Origin of the sequence: Exiguobacterium artemiae, from assembly GCF_033342815.1 — a bacterium.
Lineage (GTDB): Bacteria > Bacillota > Bacilli > Exiguobacteriales > Exiguobacteriaceae > Exiguobacterium_A > Exiguobacterium_A artemiae_A.
Map to the genome: position 1 here is coordinate 177,990 of NZ_JAWPEN010000002.1, position 17,395 is coordinate 195,384.

Consider the following 17,395-nt stretch of genomic DNA (forward strand, 5'->3'; position numbering starts at 1 on the left):
TTAAAAAGTCTTCCACATCTGTTTTTTCAGGTGTGGAAGACTTTTTTTGTTAGTTAATGCTAAATAGGTCGATGACGTGTTGTCTCTGCAATTGATCATGGAGGAATTGATTACGATACGAACGGAGGCATGTATAACAGCTTGTTTTCACATCACACGTACAGTGTTGGATACTTGTTCGCACATGATCCATGATTTCTGGTAGTTTACGACTGACGGCTTGGACGAATCCGGCACCGCCCGGGACATCATCGTATAAAATCAAATCATATGTCCCTGTGGAAGCTTCATAATGAATGACACCACCTAAATTGTCCTCATTGATCTGTAAGAGGAAACTTGCAGAGCGAATCAAAGCAAATAATAAAGAGTAGGATTTATTCGAATCATGAAGTTGATGTCCATTAGAAAAACGAAAAGATAACCGTAACACATCCGTCGTGAACTGATGACCGAGGGAAACAGGTGAATGATTCACCATCATTCGTTCTTTTGAATGGCATGTCCCGCCGAAAGGAGTGTTGTGTTTCTTCTTGTCCTCGACCTGTGTCCCACATGTCGAACAGATCCAGTACTGTTTTCCTTTATTATCATTAACGACTGAAAGAGTTCCGTAATGAGAATACGTATAGTCCAGCTCGTATCGATTACCTTCCATATGAACCTGCTCTGGCGTAGCTTTTTCGTCATATTCTGCGAAGAAGACACGCGAACCGTATGCTTTTTCTGGTCGACGTTCTGTACTCAGTGGCTTGGCTTTCCCGTAAAAACCAAACTTCGGAATAGCATAATATTTAACTCGAAGCGGTTCTCCGCATTTCTCACAGTCTATTTCTCGTTCATCATTGACTCCATATTTACCTACATAACTGTACTTATTGCAGTTATGACAATGCGTGTAGTGATGTACCGGCAATTGTTTTCCTTCGATTAGCTTTACACCGGTCGATTCGATCAGCATCCCATTTGCGACGAGTTTGCTACCTGGAGCATATTCAGATATCGCTAGTTTCAAGTCACGTTGTAGACGAAGTTTTGAGCGGAAGTTAGGGTCGAGTAATTTCATTTCAACCGTATCGACAGGGAATCCATACTTCGGTAAGAAGCCTTTTGTAGAGAGATATCCGATTAGCGGTTCTCCTTGAAGTGTCGTAATCATTTTTCCGTACGAATCTACTTTTTTCCGTTGCGCAGATTGTTCTTTGTAAATCATATTAAGATTATGAACATCTGTCTCATATTGAAGAGAAGCACTATGGAATGCTTCCGATGGGTCATCGACCGTGTTTACCCAGCTCCAATCGTTAATACCTAAATCTTGTTGAAGAGTTACTGGAACGATTGATAAAAGTTGACGTTTTAGGTGAGCCGGATGTTCCTTTAGCCAAGAGATAAATTCTTGATGTCCTTTCGTACCGCTGTCCTCAAATCGATAGAATCGTTCACAATTACCATAAAAATGTGATGATTCTTTAAAGAATAAGGAAAGGGCCGTCGCATGAATGTGTCGACGAATGATTTTCTCATTTTCAATAGAAAAAATAGGTGCCTTGATGTCTCCTGCAATCATGTTTTTAGGATTATCGAAGTACGTCAAATCATGTGATTTTTTTTGAGCAAATGTCAAAGCGAATGCTGCAGCAGATGAGCTTCGTCCAGCACGACCAGCACGCTGGATGTAGTTACTTGTCTTCGGCGGTACATTTCGCATGAAGACGGACTCCAAGCTTCCGACGTCGATTCCCATTTCGAACGTGGTGGAGCAAGATAAGACGTTAATGTCTTTATTAATGAATTGATTCTGATACTCTTGGCCAAGACGATTCGATAATTGGGCTGTATGCTCCTTGACGACCATATCAATTGGTAGCATATGCTGATACATCTCCCGATAATGTGCACCTTGTTCGAGTGATGTAATGGTAGTCTGTTCGAGGTGTCCCTTACAGTTTCGCGTCTTACAGATACCAGCATCATGCGTATGGATTGCTTTACAGAGTGTACAGACATACAACTTTTCAGGAATGTATGCTTCGAAATAATTGGCTTGTAAAACCCAGTACTCTGAGTGATTTTTTTCAGACTCGTAATAATCAAAGGCTTTATGCAAGAATGATCTTGGACTAACAAGTAATTTAGTGAACAAATCAAAAAGTTTACTTTTAATACTTTCTGACGTATAAGGAATCTCATAACGATCATAATAGCGCTCGAACCACTGGAAAAAGACATTTGTCCGTTCAGGCACGAAATTTTTTACGTATGTCGAGGGGGAACCGCCTGTGGCAACGATGCCGTAAACATGGTCTTTTGGTGCAAGTAAAACGTGTCTCCGGTCCAAGTCCTTTGAAATTCCAACAATGGCTTGAAGACGTAAATAATAGAAAATCGTCATCAAGAAAGACCAAGCATGTTCAGGTTTGATTTGCATTTGTTTTGAGATGATTGTTTCAAGCTGACTTTTTTGTTGTGGTTCTAATCGTAAATCAAATGCAATCATCCCGAGGTTCTCTAATGAAAAGTCATCATCACTCAAAATGAATTCACGGAACAGTCGTAGCTTGATTTCTTGATCAATCGTCAGATCTTCAAAAAGGTGAATTGAACGTGCACCGCTTAAATGTAAAGTACGATTTTTCCATTCTTCGATCAAAATGGGATGAGCGGTTTCTTGAATGGCACGCCAAAAGTAAGAGCGCCACAAATAATTTCGATACGTACGATCTAGAAAAGGAGCAAAAAAGGCAGCGTCCTGTCGAGAATCAGAAAAAACGATTAAATTTTGTGTTTCATAGGAATCTTTTGCGTCTTCTGGCGTGGCAGGTTCCTCATCCATGAACCAATCATCTCCTCGACTGATTATAGGTTGTTCAGGTTGTTGCTTAGGATTTCCAAGAACCAATTCTTGATACAGCTGTGCAGCAAGTGCCGAGGTCACCCCGTCCGCCCCTGTATAAAAACGACGGATTGCATCAGTCCGATGAGAAGGGAGTCCGCACGACATACAAGAAGGTGATTGCTCCAAGACGTTGATTGTAGAAATCCGTCGCAGTGGCACGTCGCATTCACAAGGTTTATCCTCCTCTGATGAAAAGCGTGTTGCTCCGCACGCGGGACACCAATCTTTTTGAGAAGTGACCACTGTTTTATCGTCCTCTAAGTCAGAAGCGAGTTCACTTGTAGTTTGAAAGCTAAAAATCGTATTGGGTTGTTTTCCATCTTTACTTTTCGGTAATAGTCGACCAGCATCCGGTGCATGACCGAAACAATGAACTTCTCCACAACGCCGACAGACACCCATCTCATAAATCGGATGACCAGACTCCGATTCATGTTTTGGAAACAGATGAAGCTTTTCGCAAGGATGAACTTCAAGGTAAGCCCCTTCTAGTGCTCGAAAGAAAGTATGATATTTTGCGGGTAGCAGCTTAGGACGAGCCTCATCGTTGATCAATGTTGCGATATCAATTAATGCAATTAAGCGCTCTATCGCTTCTTGTTGAACTAATTCCGGAAAAATTTCGTTAGCTAAATCGATTAATAAGTGGACTTCACTTAAATTTTTGCGCAAGGCATGGAGACGTCTGTCTTGTGCCAACAACTCGTATATGATATCACGAGGTTGACCAGAATAGGTTTGCAAGTAGCCGAAATGTTTCAAATCAGGTATTTGGTTTTGGTCATAGCACTTCTGTAATTCAACGTATACGTTTGAGTCAGGAAGTTCGATTGCTGGATAGAGTTCATCATAATCGATACGTTCAGACATGATGAGTTGCTCGTTTTCTAACGAGAACGGCTGATCGAACAATTTACTCGCGAACGACATGACCTCACGTTTAGCTTCATCAGACGAACCGAGTGTCGCAGAAGTAGCGATGAATTGTAAAGGAGTATTTTCTTCCACTTCTGTTTTTAATCGTCGAAGTAGCATGGCTACTTCTGCGCCTGTCGCACCATCATACGTGTGTGCTTCATCTAGCACGACGAAACGCCAGTTTTTTTTGAAAACACCTGAGAACAATGTGTTATCTTCCGGTCGCATCATCAAGTACTCCAACATCGCATAGTTGGTAATTAAGATATGTGGTGGATTTCGACGTATTTCTTCTCGTGACAAGCGCTCATTGGGCAGTGGATTTTCTTTGTGTTGTGCTTTATAAGCTTGAGCAGCGTTGATTTTCTTTTCTTCCGTTTCGCCCGTAAATCGACCGAACGTGATGTCTGGTGTATCTTTTAGTAATTTTCGGAGTCTATCGAGTTGGTCGTTTGCAAGTGCGTTCATTGGATAAAGTAAGAGCGCGCGTACCCCATCTGTTAGGATATTTGCCTGTTTTTGCTCCAAAAGATGATTGAAGATTGGTAACATGAAGCTCTCTGTTTTACCAGATCCGGTTCCAGTAGCGACGACAAAGGATGTTTTCGTTTTAGCTAGACGGATGGCACGTTCTTGATGACGATACAATCGAAACTCTGATCCACCAGGCAAAAAGCGAGAAATTTCTGGATGGACGATTTGTTCATCAATCAGTTCGGTTATCGTCTTTCCTGGCTTATAAGGAAGTGTCGCTTCGAGATAAGGACCTTTCAGAAACTGGTTGTTTAGACGAAGATTATGTTTGAACTGTTCGTGTAAATCGTAATTGTTGATCTTGAAGTAAGAAGTCAAATAATCCATGTAACGACCTTGAAGACGTGTAGTAGCATTTATCGGATGAATACTCATGTTTCTTCCTCCCAAGCATTTGCAAGATGATAGCCATCATGACTTAAGTCTTTGATAGGTAAGGCTGGCAAACTTCTCAACATACGGTTGATTTTTTGTTTAGCACTGATTTTTAGATGAGGTGAGAGACCTATCGCCAGAAGTTTCGTTCGCAAGGTGATATAAAACAATGTCGGAAATTGATTAGAGTTGACACTTAAAGGAAATTCTCGGTCTTCAATCAGCTTTTGTACCTGTTCAGGAATTTTCTTCTCTTTTTTCCACTTTTCGATTTTTTTATCTGCTTTCTGAAGTAAATCATCGACTTGTAATTTGTAAGAGAAGACTTCGTCTGGATTATGATAAAAACGATCATCAAGATAAGCGTTACAACCATCAAGGATATTAAAGTCTAAAGGGTGTAGGTTCTCAGGAGTAAACTGCTTGAATTGCTGTCTTAATGTACGTCGATCAGACAAATTCAATATTGAGAACGTTTTCAAATGACCGAATGCGTCATGAAGAAGCCTTGTCGTGTCGGTTTTTGTATAGAACAGTTGTTGATAGTTGAGGGACCAGAGATAAATGCTAAATGTATCTACCCATTGCTCCCATGCGACATAATTAGTATTTAGAGAGTCGACTGTTGATTCTGTTATCTCTGGAGATTCTAATACTCGTTGCAATAGTAGCGGTTGAATATCAACTAGTTGTTGCAGATATGTCGCACCATAATCGTTCAGCTTATAGATGAAGAAACGCCAAGTAGATTCATCTAACGAATGGAGTAAAATCGTTAGTTTTTCTTTTGATAACGGAACTTCAAGTTTTGGAAATGCGATGATGTCATCATCGTTTCCGAACCAGTCTGTTTCATCTTTGATTCCATTGATTATGACATCAGAATCAGAGAAGGGATGTAGACGAAGATGGGTAGAACCCTGAGATAAAGTGAAAACTTCTTTGTTCTCAATCAAACTATAAGGATGAAATACTCTAAACTTAATATCGTATTCGAGTGGATGATCTAAATGAACAATGAAGGATTCATCCATATGAAGAAGTGGGTGAAGTTCTTCTGTAAAGTGACAAATGAACTCAGATTGATCATTGATCACTAGGGTGATGCTACCTGATTTAAATCGAGTTAATACGTGATGACAGATGTTCAGTGAGACGACGTTAGTATGACGATTGCGCTTGAGTATAATAGGAATCTGCTCTGCCTCTCTAGAAGAATGCTCGATGAGTAGATGGGCATGAAGAATTTCTTGTGACGGATAGATTCTTGTAATACGAACAGATAGTTCATTCACTTCTTCAGGTGTGTATATTTTACTGTTACCTTTTTTGGAGAGGATTTCGTATTCAAAAAAATCCTTGCTGAAATCAGTCTTATAAAGAGCGTGTCCAGCAATCGTAAAAGTCAGCGGTATCGATGTCTGGAGAAAATCATTCGGTATAGTGATTGTTTTTTCTTGCGGGTTGAATATCTGATTTGCAATTCGTATTTTTTGAAGATGTCTTGATGAAAATGAAACATGGTCTTGACTGAAACGATAAGAAAAATCACTTGGGAAAAGAACGAATTTTAAACTATAAGAATATCCTTTACGTCGATCTTTTAAATGTAAAGCGATCGCTTGTAGAATATTTCGATGAATTTTTAATTGTTTTAAATCTAAAATCAAATCGTCTTCTTGTTGAATTAAAGCATCTGAAAATTGCTCGAACGTAAAGACTACTTCATTAATTGTTACAGACCATTCTAATAATTCCTGAAAACTATCAAGATCATGAAATCGTAATTTTGGTAATTCACGATAGTGTTTGGTGGTCGAATAAAAAATTGGTGCAGTATCGACAGTCAGTGTTACTTTCGATGTCGTGACGAATTGCTTTCTGATGAGACCAGATTCTGTTTGGAAATAGAATTCGGTTTCACCGTGAATCAAGAAACGTTTATATTCAAAATCACACCAAGAAGCATGTGTGACAGGACGATAAGCTTCATTTGTCGAGAAACTTGATGGTTTAACGACTACGATTTCTTGACCCACTTCAATGTAGCTGCCGCGTATCAAATCATAATGGTTTGAATCTGATTTCTGTTTGAAATAATAGGGCATCGTCGATGGTAGTTCATAGATTTCTTCTTCTGAATCAATCATCAACGTCAGTGTATGCTCATTTGGAGAATAATCAAGTTCGATTTCTTTAGGATGAAATCGAACAGTATGAGCAGCCACTTCACGCTGACAATAGACGATTCGTGATCCTACCTTCCAGTAGGCGTTCTGTGCATGTTCTCGTTCAATGATAGGTAACTTAATTTGTGGACGGTGAAGAATCTCATTCCAGAAAACAAATTGGCGCCGTGAGTGTTTCCTTCTCTCTGCTTGAATAATTGTTTGAATGGCCTTCAAGTTTTTATGCATATATGGTGGAAATGAGGTGAAGGTTCTCTTTTCCGTGAAAAACTCTTTTAGGCGTAGAAGTGGATCAGGGTTTCGCATACTTTGTTCAATATAGAGAAGAATTGGTTTTTTCAATTGATCGGTCCACTGCCATTGTCCATTAATGACTTGGCGAATAGCACTTGGTAATTGTCTTCTTTGGTCAATCACTTGGCTGATAAAATAATCATAGATATTTTTCAAGGCATAAATTGAAGTAACACCTGAATGAATTAAAGCTGTTAAATAGTAGCGACGATGAGTGTCAGTAGAACGATAAATTGAGTTTCTGGATAAAGCGATATCCATTTCTTCTTTCCATTCGTTGACGAAACTATCATTCACCGAATAAAAGTTAGCGAATAATGTCCAAAATCCTACATCTTCTTGATCTAAAGCTATGGTCGATGTAGCGAGTAAGCAAGTGAACGGATAGCGATACCAAAGTTTACGTATAATACGACGACTATAATCATGCCATCTACTTTGAAACTTCTCATTCAACCATTTTTGAAGTGCAACGATGTCTTCACTTTTTAAAGGAAGTTCATGTGCGAACTGGAGGTCATGATCCTGCCAGTAAGAAGACCACTCCGCCTCCTTCTGAGAAGCGTGAAATTCCATGATGAAATCCTCCTTCTCAATAAACTACATAATGTATATATATTTTCTATAAATATCTAAAAAAACCTCTTTATTTTCCATCCATAATTAAAAATCTAGCTAACACTTAATATACCATTATAATTTAAATATTGTAATATTAAGGTATTTTATATTGTGGTTGTTCTAAAATAACTAAGTGATAAAAAGCATTGACCTAAAGTTAGAAAATCATTTATTGGGAATTAATTGATAAAGTAATATTGAATTGTAGATATCTTTAATTTTGAAATCGATTCAAATTTCTTAAAAAAATAAAAATATGTAAAGAAGAAGGTAGAAAGAAAAATGATAAAAAAGTGGACTTCATATTTAATTTTAATTGTTTTAGTAATTGGTATTATTCCGATGGGTGTTGTAGAGGGGGCAGCTGATGTTACAAAGCCTACACTCGAGAGTCTTGTGCTGGATAAAACCAAGGTGAAGGTCGGAGACGTTGTGAACGTCTCGATCAAGGCGAATGATGAAGGCAGCGGAATCAAGTGGATTTATTTCTCTTACGAGGCGCCTCAAACAGGAAATGAGAGAGAAATAACCATGACGTATGATGCTGTGGCAGATGTATATCGAGGACAAATTCGGATGGAGGAAGACATGCCATCCGGAACATGGAAACCAAAGTATCTGTTCATCTATGATAAGGCGGGTAATGTCAAAGATTTTTATGGTAGAGATGCTCGTTTCACTGAAGAGACTCGATTTGAGTTATCAGGCACTACATTGGCCGATGTTACAAAACCGATACTCGAGAGTCTTGTGCTGGATAAAACCAAGGTGAAGGTCGGAGACGTTGTGAACGTCTCGATCAAGGCGAGCGATGAAGGCAGTGGAATCAAGTGGATTTATTTCTCTTACGAGGCGCCTCAAACAGGAAATGAGAAAAAGATAACCATGACATATGATGCTGTGGCAGATGTATATCGAGGACAAATTCGGATGGAGGAAGACATGCCATCCGGAACATGGAAACCAAAGTATCTGTTCATCTATGATAAGGCGGGTAATGTCACAGATTTTTATGGTAGAGATGCTCGTTTCACTGAAGAGACTCGATTTGAGTTATCAGGCACTACATTGGCCGATGTTACAAAACCGACACTCGAGAGTCTTGTGCTGGATAAAACCAAGGTGAAGGTCGGAGACGTTGTGAACGTCTCGATCAAGGCGAGCGATGAAGGCAGTGGAATCAAGTGGATTTATTTCTCTTACGAGGCGCCTCAAACAGGAAATGAGAAAAAGATAACCATGACATATGATGCTGTGGCAGATGTATACCGAGGACAAGTTCGGATGGAGGAAGACATGCCATCCGGAACATGGAAACCAAAGTATCTGTTCATCTATGATGAGGCAGGTAATGTTACAGACTTTTATGGTAGAAATGCTTTTTTCACAGAAGAAACTCAATTCATATTAGAAGATTATCAAATCGATAAGACAACTCCTATTTTTAAATCATTATCACTCAGTCAGACGTTTCTTGATCAAACAAAGCCTTTAAACATAAAGGTTATAGCAGAGGATGACACTAAAGTAAAAAGTGTTAAGGTGACATACCAACATAGTTCTTCTCAGAAGGAACAAGTCGTTACGCTTTCTGCTTCGACAGAATTAGATGAGTATCAAACTTCTCTTCAACTGACTGAAGACTTAGATCCTGGTGAATGGAAGATAAGTTCGGTTGAAGTAGAAGACATAAACGGGAATAAAACACTTGTTACCGAAGGCTTAAATAGCTATACGTTTATGGTATTCGAACGAATCAAACCGCTGGCTAAAACATTCTATACTGGAAATACATCTTTATCTTACAGAACGATTTCTGGGGATCTTTATATTGGATCAAAAGCTGTCGTGACATTAACCGGAACTACTGTTAATGGGAATATTTATGTACTTGGAGCGATGCGAGTAACTGGTGGGGTACGTGTCAATGGAACGATTTATGCTAATAGCTTTAGCTATGGCTCAGGCTCACTTTATCAAGGTGGGGTTGTCATGAGTGGTAGCAATAACGTATCGAGTATGACGGCAAGTAATGACCCTCTTAATAAAAAGTTACCATTTGAAATCTATAATGAGCCGCTCGTCGAAACAGATGGAAAAGTCACTTTTTCTGGTGCTACTGTTCCTATTGTTGATGTAACAGTAGAGGGCGAGAAATTAAATATTAATTCCGATGGAACATTCCGCGTCAAAGACTATCCAATTGGAACAAAGCGTCAATTGAACTTTGTATTCCGAGACATTTTCGGAAATACCTGGACTAAATCGTATAATGTCTTAGATCGTTCGAAGCCTGTTGTTACGTCTTCATTATCTAGTGGAATCTATGCTGAAGGAGAAAAGATTGTCTTGAGTGCAACGAAAGGTGCAAAAATTCACTATACGACAGATGGAACGCCGCCTACGGCTTCGAGTCCGGTATTTATCGATTCGATTCCGATTAAGGATGATATGCAGGTTAGATATGTTGCGATTGACGCACTGGGAATCCATTCAGATGTTGGGATGCAACAATTTTATGTGTATAGCATAGAGGCTTTCTTGGAGGAAGCAAGCATACTTAAAGGAAGTGGTACTCCTGGAATGAGTATCAATGTGTTGAAAGATGGAAAAAGTATCTCGGAAACGGTAATCAATGATTCAAAGAGATTTGAATTAAAACTAGACCAACAAAAAATCGGGACACGATTGACTGTAGTTGCTGAACTAAAGGGTTTAAAAAATAAAGAATATAGTTTCCTTGTTGAGGATCATACACCACCCGCAATACCAGTGATCGATCGTGTGACGAATCGTTCAACCACTGTCACAGGTCAAGCTGAACCTGGTGCTATGATTACGATGCTCATCGGGGAAACGAAAGTTGAGTTTAGGACAGATGCATCGGGTCGCTTCTCACATCCGATTTCTCAACTTCCGGCCGGGACGATGATTAGTCTCCGTGCAAGCGATGCTTCGAACAATCAAAGTGAAAAAGTAGAGCAGCGAGTCAGTGATGTCATCAAACCAATTCTTTCAGGTGTGACGAATCAGACGATTGCCTGGGGACAAGTCTTTAATCCGCTCTACAAAGTCACTGCGAATGATGAAACGGATGGAAACGTCACAAGTAAAATCAAAACGACAGGAACCGTCGATTCAAAACGATCAGGTGTGTATACGATTACCTATACTGTCGTTGACCGTGCAGGAAATCTGACAAAAGTAAATCGTCTGATTACGGTAAGAGATACGGTTAAGCCGACGATTAGTGGAGTAGGTAACGTCACTATTGGATTGAATCAAAAATTTGATGTAAGAAAAAATGTAACCGCTAAAGATAATGTAGATGGAACACTAACAAAAGCGATTAAGATTACCGGCAGTATCAATGTCAATAAAGTCGGAACCTATAATCTAACGTATAGTGTCAGTGACAAAGCAGGTAATAAAACGACAATCATCCGTAAAGTCACGGTGAAAGATTTGACGAAACCGGTACTCAGTGGTGTCGCGGCTAAAACAGTCAAATACAAAACGTCCTTTAATCCTATGGCAGGAGTAAGTGCTAAGGATAACCTAGACGGATCATTGACGAAAAAAATTAAAGTGAGTGGAACCGTCAACACGAAAAAGAAAGGTTCTTATTATCTGACTTATCGTGTAGAAGATAAGGCCGGAAATTTAACGATAGTGAAACGTAAGATTACCGTTAAATGAATGTAGACAAAGAAAAAAACACCTTTCAAAAGTCGCTTGAGTACTCAACTCAGTCGACAGAAGAAAGGTGTTTTTGTGATTGTTACGCATACTCGATCAATGCTGGTTTAATCTCCATCTCTTCAAGTGTTGTCCATAGTGATTCCATCGCACGATCTGCGTCTTGATAGAAATGACGACCACGGACACGCCAGAAGTTCCAACCCGCCCGCTCCAAGACTTTTTGCCGGAACATGTCCGCTTCATACGCATCTGGTCCGTGCCAACGTTCACCATCACATTCGACAGCAAGTCGGTTATGCTCCCCTTCGACGACAAGGTCGATGCGGTAGCCATTGACTTGTACTTGAGGCGTGACGAGGTATCCGCGAGCGACCAGACGACGGTAGACGGCTTCTTCGAATGGTGAGTCAAAGCGATGTTTGATGCTCTCGAAGGAAGCTTGATCACCGAGTGGGTTTTGACAATAACCGAGCAACTTGTAGCGCATGCAGTTGCTGTTGCCGATGTCGTTTAATGAGACTGAGTGGAACAGAATCATTTGATCGCGGGCTCGGCTCGCGGCGACATTAAAGCGTTGGCTGTCGGTTTCTTTCGTCATCGCCATGAAGCGTTTGTTTGGGGCGACGACCATTGAGAGTAACATGACGTCACGTTCGTCTCCTTGGAAGGTGTAGGCATCCCCGAAGCGGACTTGATGTTGCATCAACGTCTCGATCCCGATTTCTGCCGTCGCAATCCGTTCAATCTGATTAGCCTGGGCATTTCCAAGTAAGGAGACGACTCCGAACGTTCGATTTTGATAAAGCGGATCTTGCATCATGCGTTTCAGTTCAGCGACGATGGCACGTGCTTCCGGTAAGTTCACCTTGTCCATCGTCGTCTCGTCGACGTATCCATCACGAACAAAATGATTTTTGACAGCTGGATTCAGTCGTTCAGCACGTTGGGGCAAGCGGAGCGGGACAATCGTTCCGTCATAGACGTGAGCATTACTGAAACCAATGATTTCCGGTACACAACGGAAGTGTTCCCGTAAGCCGACTTTCGTACTGAACTTAACGGAGGCAAGGGAATAGAGACTACTTGTCCCATCAAACAAGGTCATCGTCGAATCATCCCCGAAATACGTTTTTCGCTTTTCTTCGACATTATCCCGGTTATCAAAACTTGTCGGACTGATTTGCCGATCATCCCCGACGATGATCGCTTTTCGTGCCCGGGACAGGAGCGAAATCGCATCCATCGTACTTTGCGAACTTTCATCAAAGATGATGACGTCAAAGAGATCGCTCTCAGCCTTAAAGGATTCAAGGACACGGTTGACCGGCATAATCCAGACCGGAATCGCGTCTTGAGCCTGCATCATTTGTTTGGCGGCTTCTTTCCGATAACGTGGTGCATGTTTACCCGTTCCTTTTCCGACTTTGCGAATCAAGGTCGCCCAACTGTTGAGCTGTTCTTGTTTCGAAGGCGTCATCCGTTTGAGCTGTTCTTTCCAAGCGAGTGTCGCGCAGAGACGAGCGACGGTCTGTCCTTCTTCCTGTTCGAGACGATGGAGCTGCTCGCGTTCGTCTGCATCACTCAAAGCTTCAAGTCGACTCTTGACGTAGGCGAGGTGCCACGCGTCACGAAGTTCGAGTGCATGAAACGTCGGGGCACTATTCGTTCGTAGTGCCGTGAGCCAGTTCGGGGCAGCTTGTTCTAGCATCACACTGAGTGCTTGTAAGCGACTTGCCCGATGTTCGTTCGTTTCCAGGAGTCGTAATTCTTCATAAAGTACTGTATAGCGAGTAACATCCCAATCACGAATCGCTTGCTGCAACTGAATAGTGATGGGGTGGGTGAGTTCTGCTACATCGAGTAAAGATAACCAGGTTTGCTGCTGCTCGTTCAGTTCATCTAGACGCTTTAGGTCAAAGAGTGCCTCTAGGGCATTGGTTTGAATCTCGAGCCAATCTGATTCATACGTGAAGTCATGATTTTCATAACTTGCGTGTAATGGACGGAGGACTTGCGTAAAGTGTTGCATGACACTGTCAAGTTGACGGAAAACATCGAGCGCTTTTCGGTACGTCGTTAAAGGACCGATTGGAATTTCAATTGAATGATGTTCGAAGCGATGCTTAAACGTCCGCTCGAGTTTCCGAAGTAATTCCGTATACGTCAAATGTTGCAAGAGTAATGTAACATCTGCGGTACTAGCCATCTTCTTCCCGTCAATCGTCACTTCATCTAAAAGAAGGGCGTATTTTTTTCGTTTTGTCCATTTAAAGAACATCCCATCGACCTTGTTTGCTTCAAACAGTGGCAAGAGTTCCGTTGCGAGTACAGATACATCTTGGTCTGTTGTCGGAAGAGCGAAATCATGCAACGAAACGGTCCGCTCGAGTTGTTCGATTTCGAGAAGTGTCTGTTCGAATGTCAATCGATCTTGCTCGAGCTCATCAAAATCAGAAGGATGCGCCAGCCAGTGACGATATAAGGCAAGCGTCCATTCTTCAAGTTTCGTATATTGCCGAACGGACTGCTGGAGCCAGTCGCGCAGTTGATGTTTGGTCTCATCCGACGCGGATTTCATCCATGCAACTGGTAACGCAGTCGGTTCGATCAGTCGGAGTGCTGTTACTTCGGCGACGTGTTCTTCGAAGATCAGTGGTTCCGCAAACGCCGTCCGTGTTGGTCGGCGACCGAGAATCTTGAGTTCGGCAAGTGCTTCTTGATCCTGCATCAATTCATACAGTTCCTGAATATCGACGGCACTCATCGGTGCTTCTTCAGACAAAAGCGGCGTCGGAATCTGTGTCGAAATCGTGGATTGACTCATCCATTTTGCCCACTCGAGTGGCGTTTTCGTTTCTTGACCAATCGTCAGACCGTCGTGTTCGATAATGGCTTGATCAAGCATCATCCGACGCGTCGACGCAATTTCGCGACGGATCGTTTCGAGATGATTCCGAATCGTTGTGGCACTTGCTTCTAGTTCTTCAGCTGACGTCTTATTCAAATAGCTTGAGATACCATGTAAAGATGTTTCCGTTTGTTTAATCGTCTTGGAATCAGCGCCTAAAACAGAGACCGCTAGTTCACGGATTTCAGCAGGCAACTTATCACGTAAAACTGTTAACGCATGTTCTTTTTCACTTGTGACAAGGACTCGTTTTCCGTGAGCGAGAAGGTGCGAAATCAAGTTTGAAATCGTATGGCTTTTTCCTGTACCCGGTGGTCCCTGGACGACGACACCTGCGTTGTTACTTAACTGCTGAAGAATTCGTTTTTGTTCTTCATTGTAAGGAAGCGGGAATAAAATCTCTTCGCCGACAGCCTGCCACTCAGAACGATCTTGTTGGTCGAGAGCAGCAATCGCGGCATCATCCGAAGTAAAGAACTGTTCAAGAGCAGGCGACAACGGTAAGTCCTGTTCGATCGCTTCCGCAAGGTGTTCATGCTCTTCGACCCAACTGTGATTGGATTTCGGACGCCGATAAAGGCGGACACCTGGCATAACGTAAACATCAGCTTCTTGCGCATAAGCATGGTCCGCGTGTAACAGCCGTAGAACCTGTTCGCTTCGTTCTTGGAGTTGCGTTTCGTCCCAAGGGTTAAAATCGAAGGCATGGTCTTCCTTGAAATCGAGTTCGTATTCCGAGAGCTCTGCTTTCATCCATACGCTGTCCCAGTTCAACATATCTAACTCAAGTTTCGGAAGTGTTGGTGTCGTTTCAATGCGGAACACACTTTTTTCAGTATCAAACTCAATGACAGCGGGTCGGACGAAAAGTGGTCGCTGAATAGATTGTGTTGGCCAGTGCAAGTGACCGAAAGACCAAACGATTTCATGGGTATCATTATCAGTCGTTTGGAACTGATACATTCGGTACATCAAGTCATAGAGCGCTTGTGCCTTTTCATGTTGGCGTTTTTTCTCTTTCCAATCACGAATAGCTAATTCGTAGGTCGTCCAAAGTGACGTTAATTCATCTGGAAGAGAAGCCTTTGGTGTCACGTCGTCCCCGGTCGTCACTGTCCATTCGCTTAATTTACTCGGTAGGGCAGGACGATCGATTGTGAAGGCAGGGTGAAACTTGACTTCGACGATGGTTTGCTGACTTTCATCGCTTGTTGAAGTAACGTTCGGAAAGTTCATTGTCGTCTCATCTAAAATCGTTGTATACGTTTTGGTATCTCGTTGTGTTTTCAAACCAAGCTTCTTGACGGAAGCCATGAATTGAAAAAGGTTGATTGCTTTTGAACGGGTAGTGCTCATTACTAGGTAGCTCCTTATATGTAAATTTAAAAGTTAGGAAATTAGAGGTGGTTTATTGAAAAATGAAGTACTTAATTCCTAGTTTTTAGGACACTATTAGTATACAAGGAAACAGGATGAAGAGAATAGTGTGAGCAGAAAAAAGACTTTCCGAATTAGTCTTCGGAAAGTCAATTTAGAGGGATAGTGATTGCATTATTGGTAGAAGAATCGACAGAGTTACCCGTAGCTGGATCGGTCGGTAAACCAATTAGAAAATCAAATGAATCGAGAGTATCTGCAGCTTCTTCCATGAAAACATAGTAGCTACCTCGATCTTTCGTACCTGAGCGAAGAAGTGGAAGGTCCGTGTTTGGATCGTAGCTTCGATTTAACGTAAATTTTCCGACGGGATTATACTCATTTGTTCCATTATTGATAAAGGTACTAGCAAAAGAATAGTAGTAGTCTTGTGGGGTATTATTTTGAACAGTCACAGATACTTTCAACACAGAGATAGGTTCGGCATCAAACATGAATTTCTTCACGAATGGTTCATAGGCAGTGACTTCGCCAACTTCAATTTGATTGATTTCATAAAAGAAGTTTGGAGCAAGTTCGATTTTTTCATTAACATTTTGAAGATTTACCGGGGTATAGGAAGCGTAATACTTTTTAGTTTGATCATAGACCTTTTCTTCTGGGTCTTCTGCTACATCGTCTGAAGTTTCTTGTACAGGTTCATCTTCTACCTCTTCTATGATAGGCTCCTCGACAGGTTCTTCAGAAATTATTTCATTTTCAGTGTCGGCATCAGTATCGGTAGAAGCGGGAGCTGCTGTTGATTCTGAGTTCGTTGTAGGAGGAGCAGATGAAATAACTTCGTACGAAAGTAAGATAAATAAAATACCGAAGGGTAATGCGTACTTCCAGATACGGGGCATTGCCTGAAAGGACTGATACTTTAATAAAAACAGTCCGCTAACAAAAATGCTAAGGATACCAAGACAGAGTACGATATAGAACATATTTTCAAAATGAAACAGAGTCGCAAATGCGGTTAGTAAGTATAGAAGAAACAAAATGGCTGCAGGAATGACAATCTGAGGTGAGAGGCGGCGTTTCGAATATTTATAGAGACAGTAAAAAATCCACAACGACAAACAGAAAACCGTTAAAAATAAGAAAGGCAGCAATATGATTTCGAACTGACCGTTTTGACGATAGAGGACGTAACCATTCAAGAGTGAGGTTAGAAAGAGAATGACACTTAACCAGAGTAGAAGCGTCGCGTCAGGTAATTTTTCAGGTGGTCTCTCACCTTTGACGACTTGCAGGCGATAAATGATAGTGGCAACGAGAATGGCTAAAGATATGGAGTGCAAAATCTGAACTAGGTACTGCATGCTAATCTCCTTTCTATACGGAAAAACAGCGAAGAACCATTAGTAATATTTCCCCGTATTTTACTAAAAACAATCGATTTAATTATAAAAAATAAATCATTTTATGATTAAAAGTGATTACATAAAACCTTATTGAGCGAAATCGGATGGAAAAGTTCGCTTAATAAGGTTTTCTGATTTAATCTGATGATTTTACTTGAAATATTAAAAAATG

5 protein-coding genes are annotated in these 17,395 nt (G+C 41.2%); 1 reads left to right on the top strand and 4 read right to left on the bottom strand.

Annotated features, from left to right (window positions below; all coding sequences use genetic code 11):
* Positions 1-49: 49 nt before the first annotated feature.
* On the bottom strand, positions 50-4,726 hold the full coding sequence (locus tag R7V76_RS03525; RefSeq protein ID WP_318091286.1) for a DEAD/DEAH box helicase: 4,677 nt from the start codon (positions 4,724-4,726) through the stop codon (positions 50-52).
* Positions 4,723-7,785, bottom strand: coding sequence for a hypothetical protein (locus R7V76_RS03530; protein WP_318091287.1), 3,063 nt, complete (start codon positions 7,783-7,785; stop codon positions 4,723-4,725). The genes R7V76_RS03525 and R7V76_RS03530 overlap by 4 nt, the downstream gene beginning before the upstream one ends.
* Positions 7,786-8,112: 327 nt before the next feature.
* Between R7V76_RS03530 and R7V76_RS03535 the strand changes: the two genes are divergently transcribed.
* Positions 8,113-11,529 (top strand): immunoglobulin-like domain-containing protein, encoded by a 3,417-nt coding sequence (locus R7V76_RS03535; RefSeq protein WP_318091288.1) that lies wholly within the window; start codon positions 8,113-8,115, stop codon positions 11,527-11,529.
* 82 nt (positions 11,530-11,611) lie between these two features.
* Here the strand turns inward: R7V76_RS03535 and R7V76_RS03540 are convergent, their stop codons facing one another.
* Together R7V76_RS03540 and R7V76_RS03545 are read right to left on the bottom strand one after the other, a co-directional pair.
* Positions 11,612-15,796, bottom strand: a complete 4,185-nt coding sequence (locus R7V76_RS03540) for an AAA domain-containing protein (protein WP_318091289.1) — start codon at positions 15,794-15,796, stop codon at positions 11,612-11,614.
* 170 nt (positions 15,797-15,966) lie between these two features.
* Positions 15,967-17,181, bottom strand: a complete 1,215-nt coding sequence (locus tag R7V76_RS03545; protein WP_318091290.1) for a hypothetical protein — start codon at positions 17,179-17,181, stop codon at positions 15,967-15,969.
* Between the last annotated feature and the right edge of the window lie 214 nt (positions 17,182-17,395).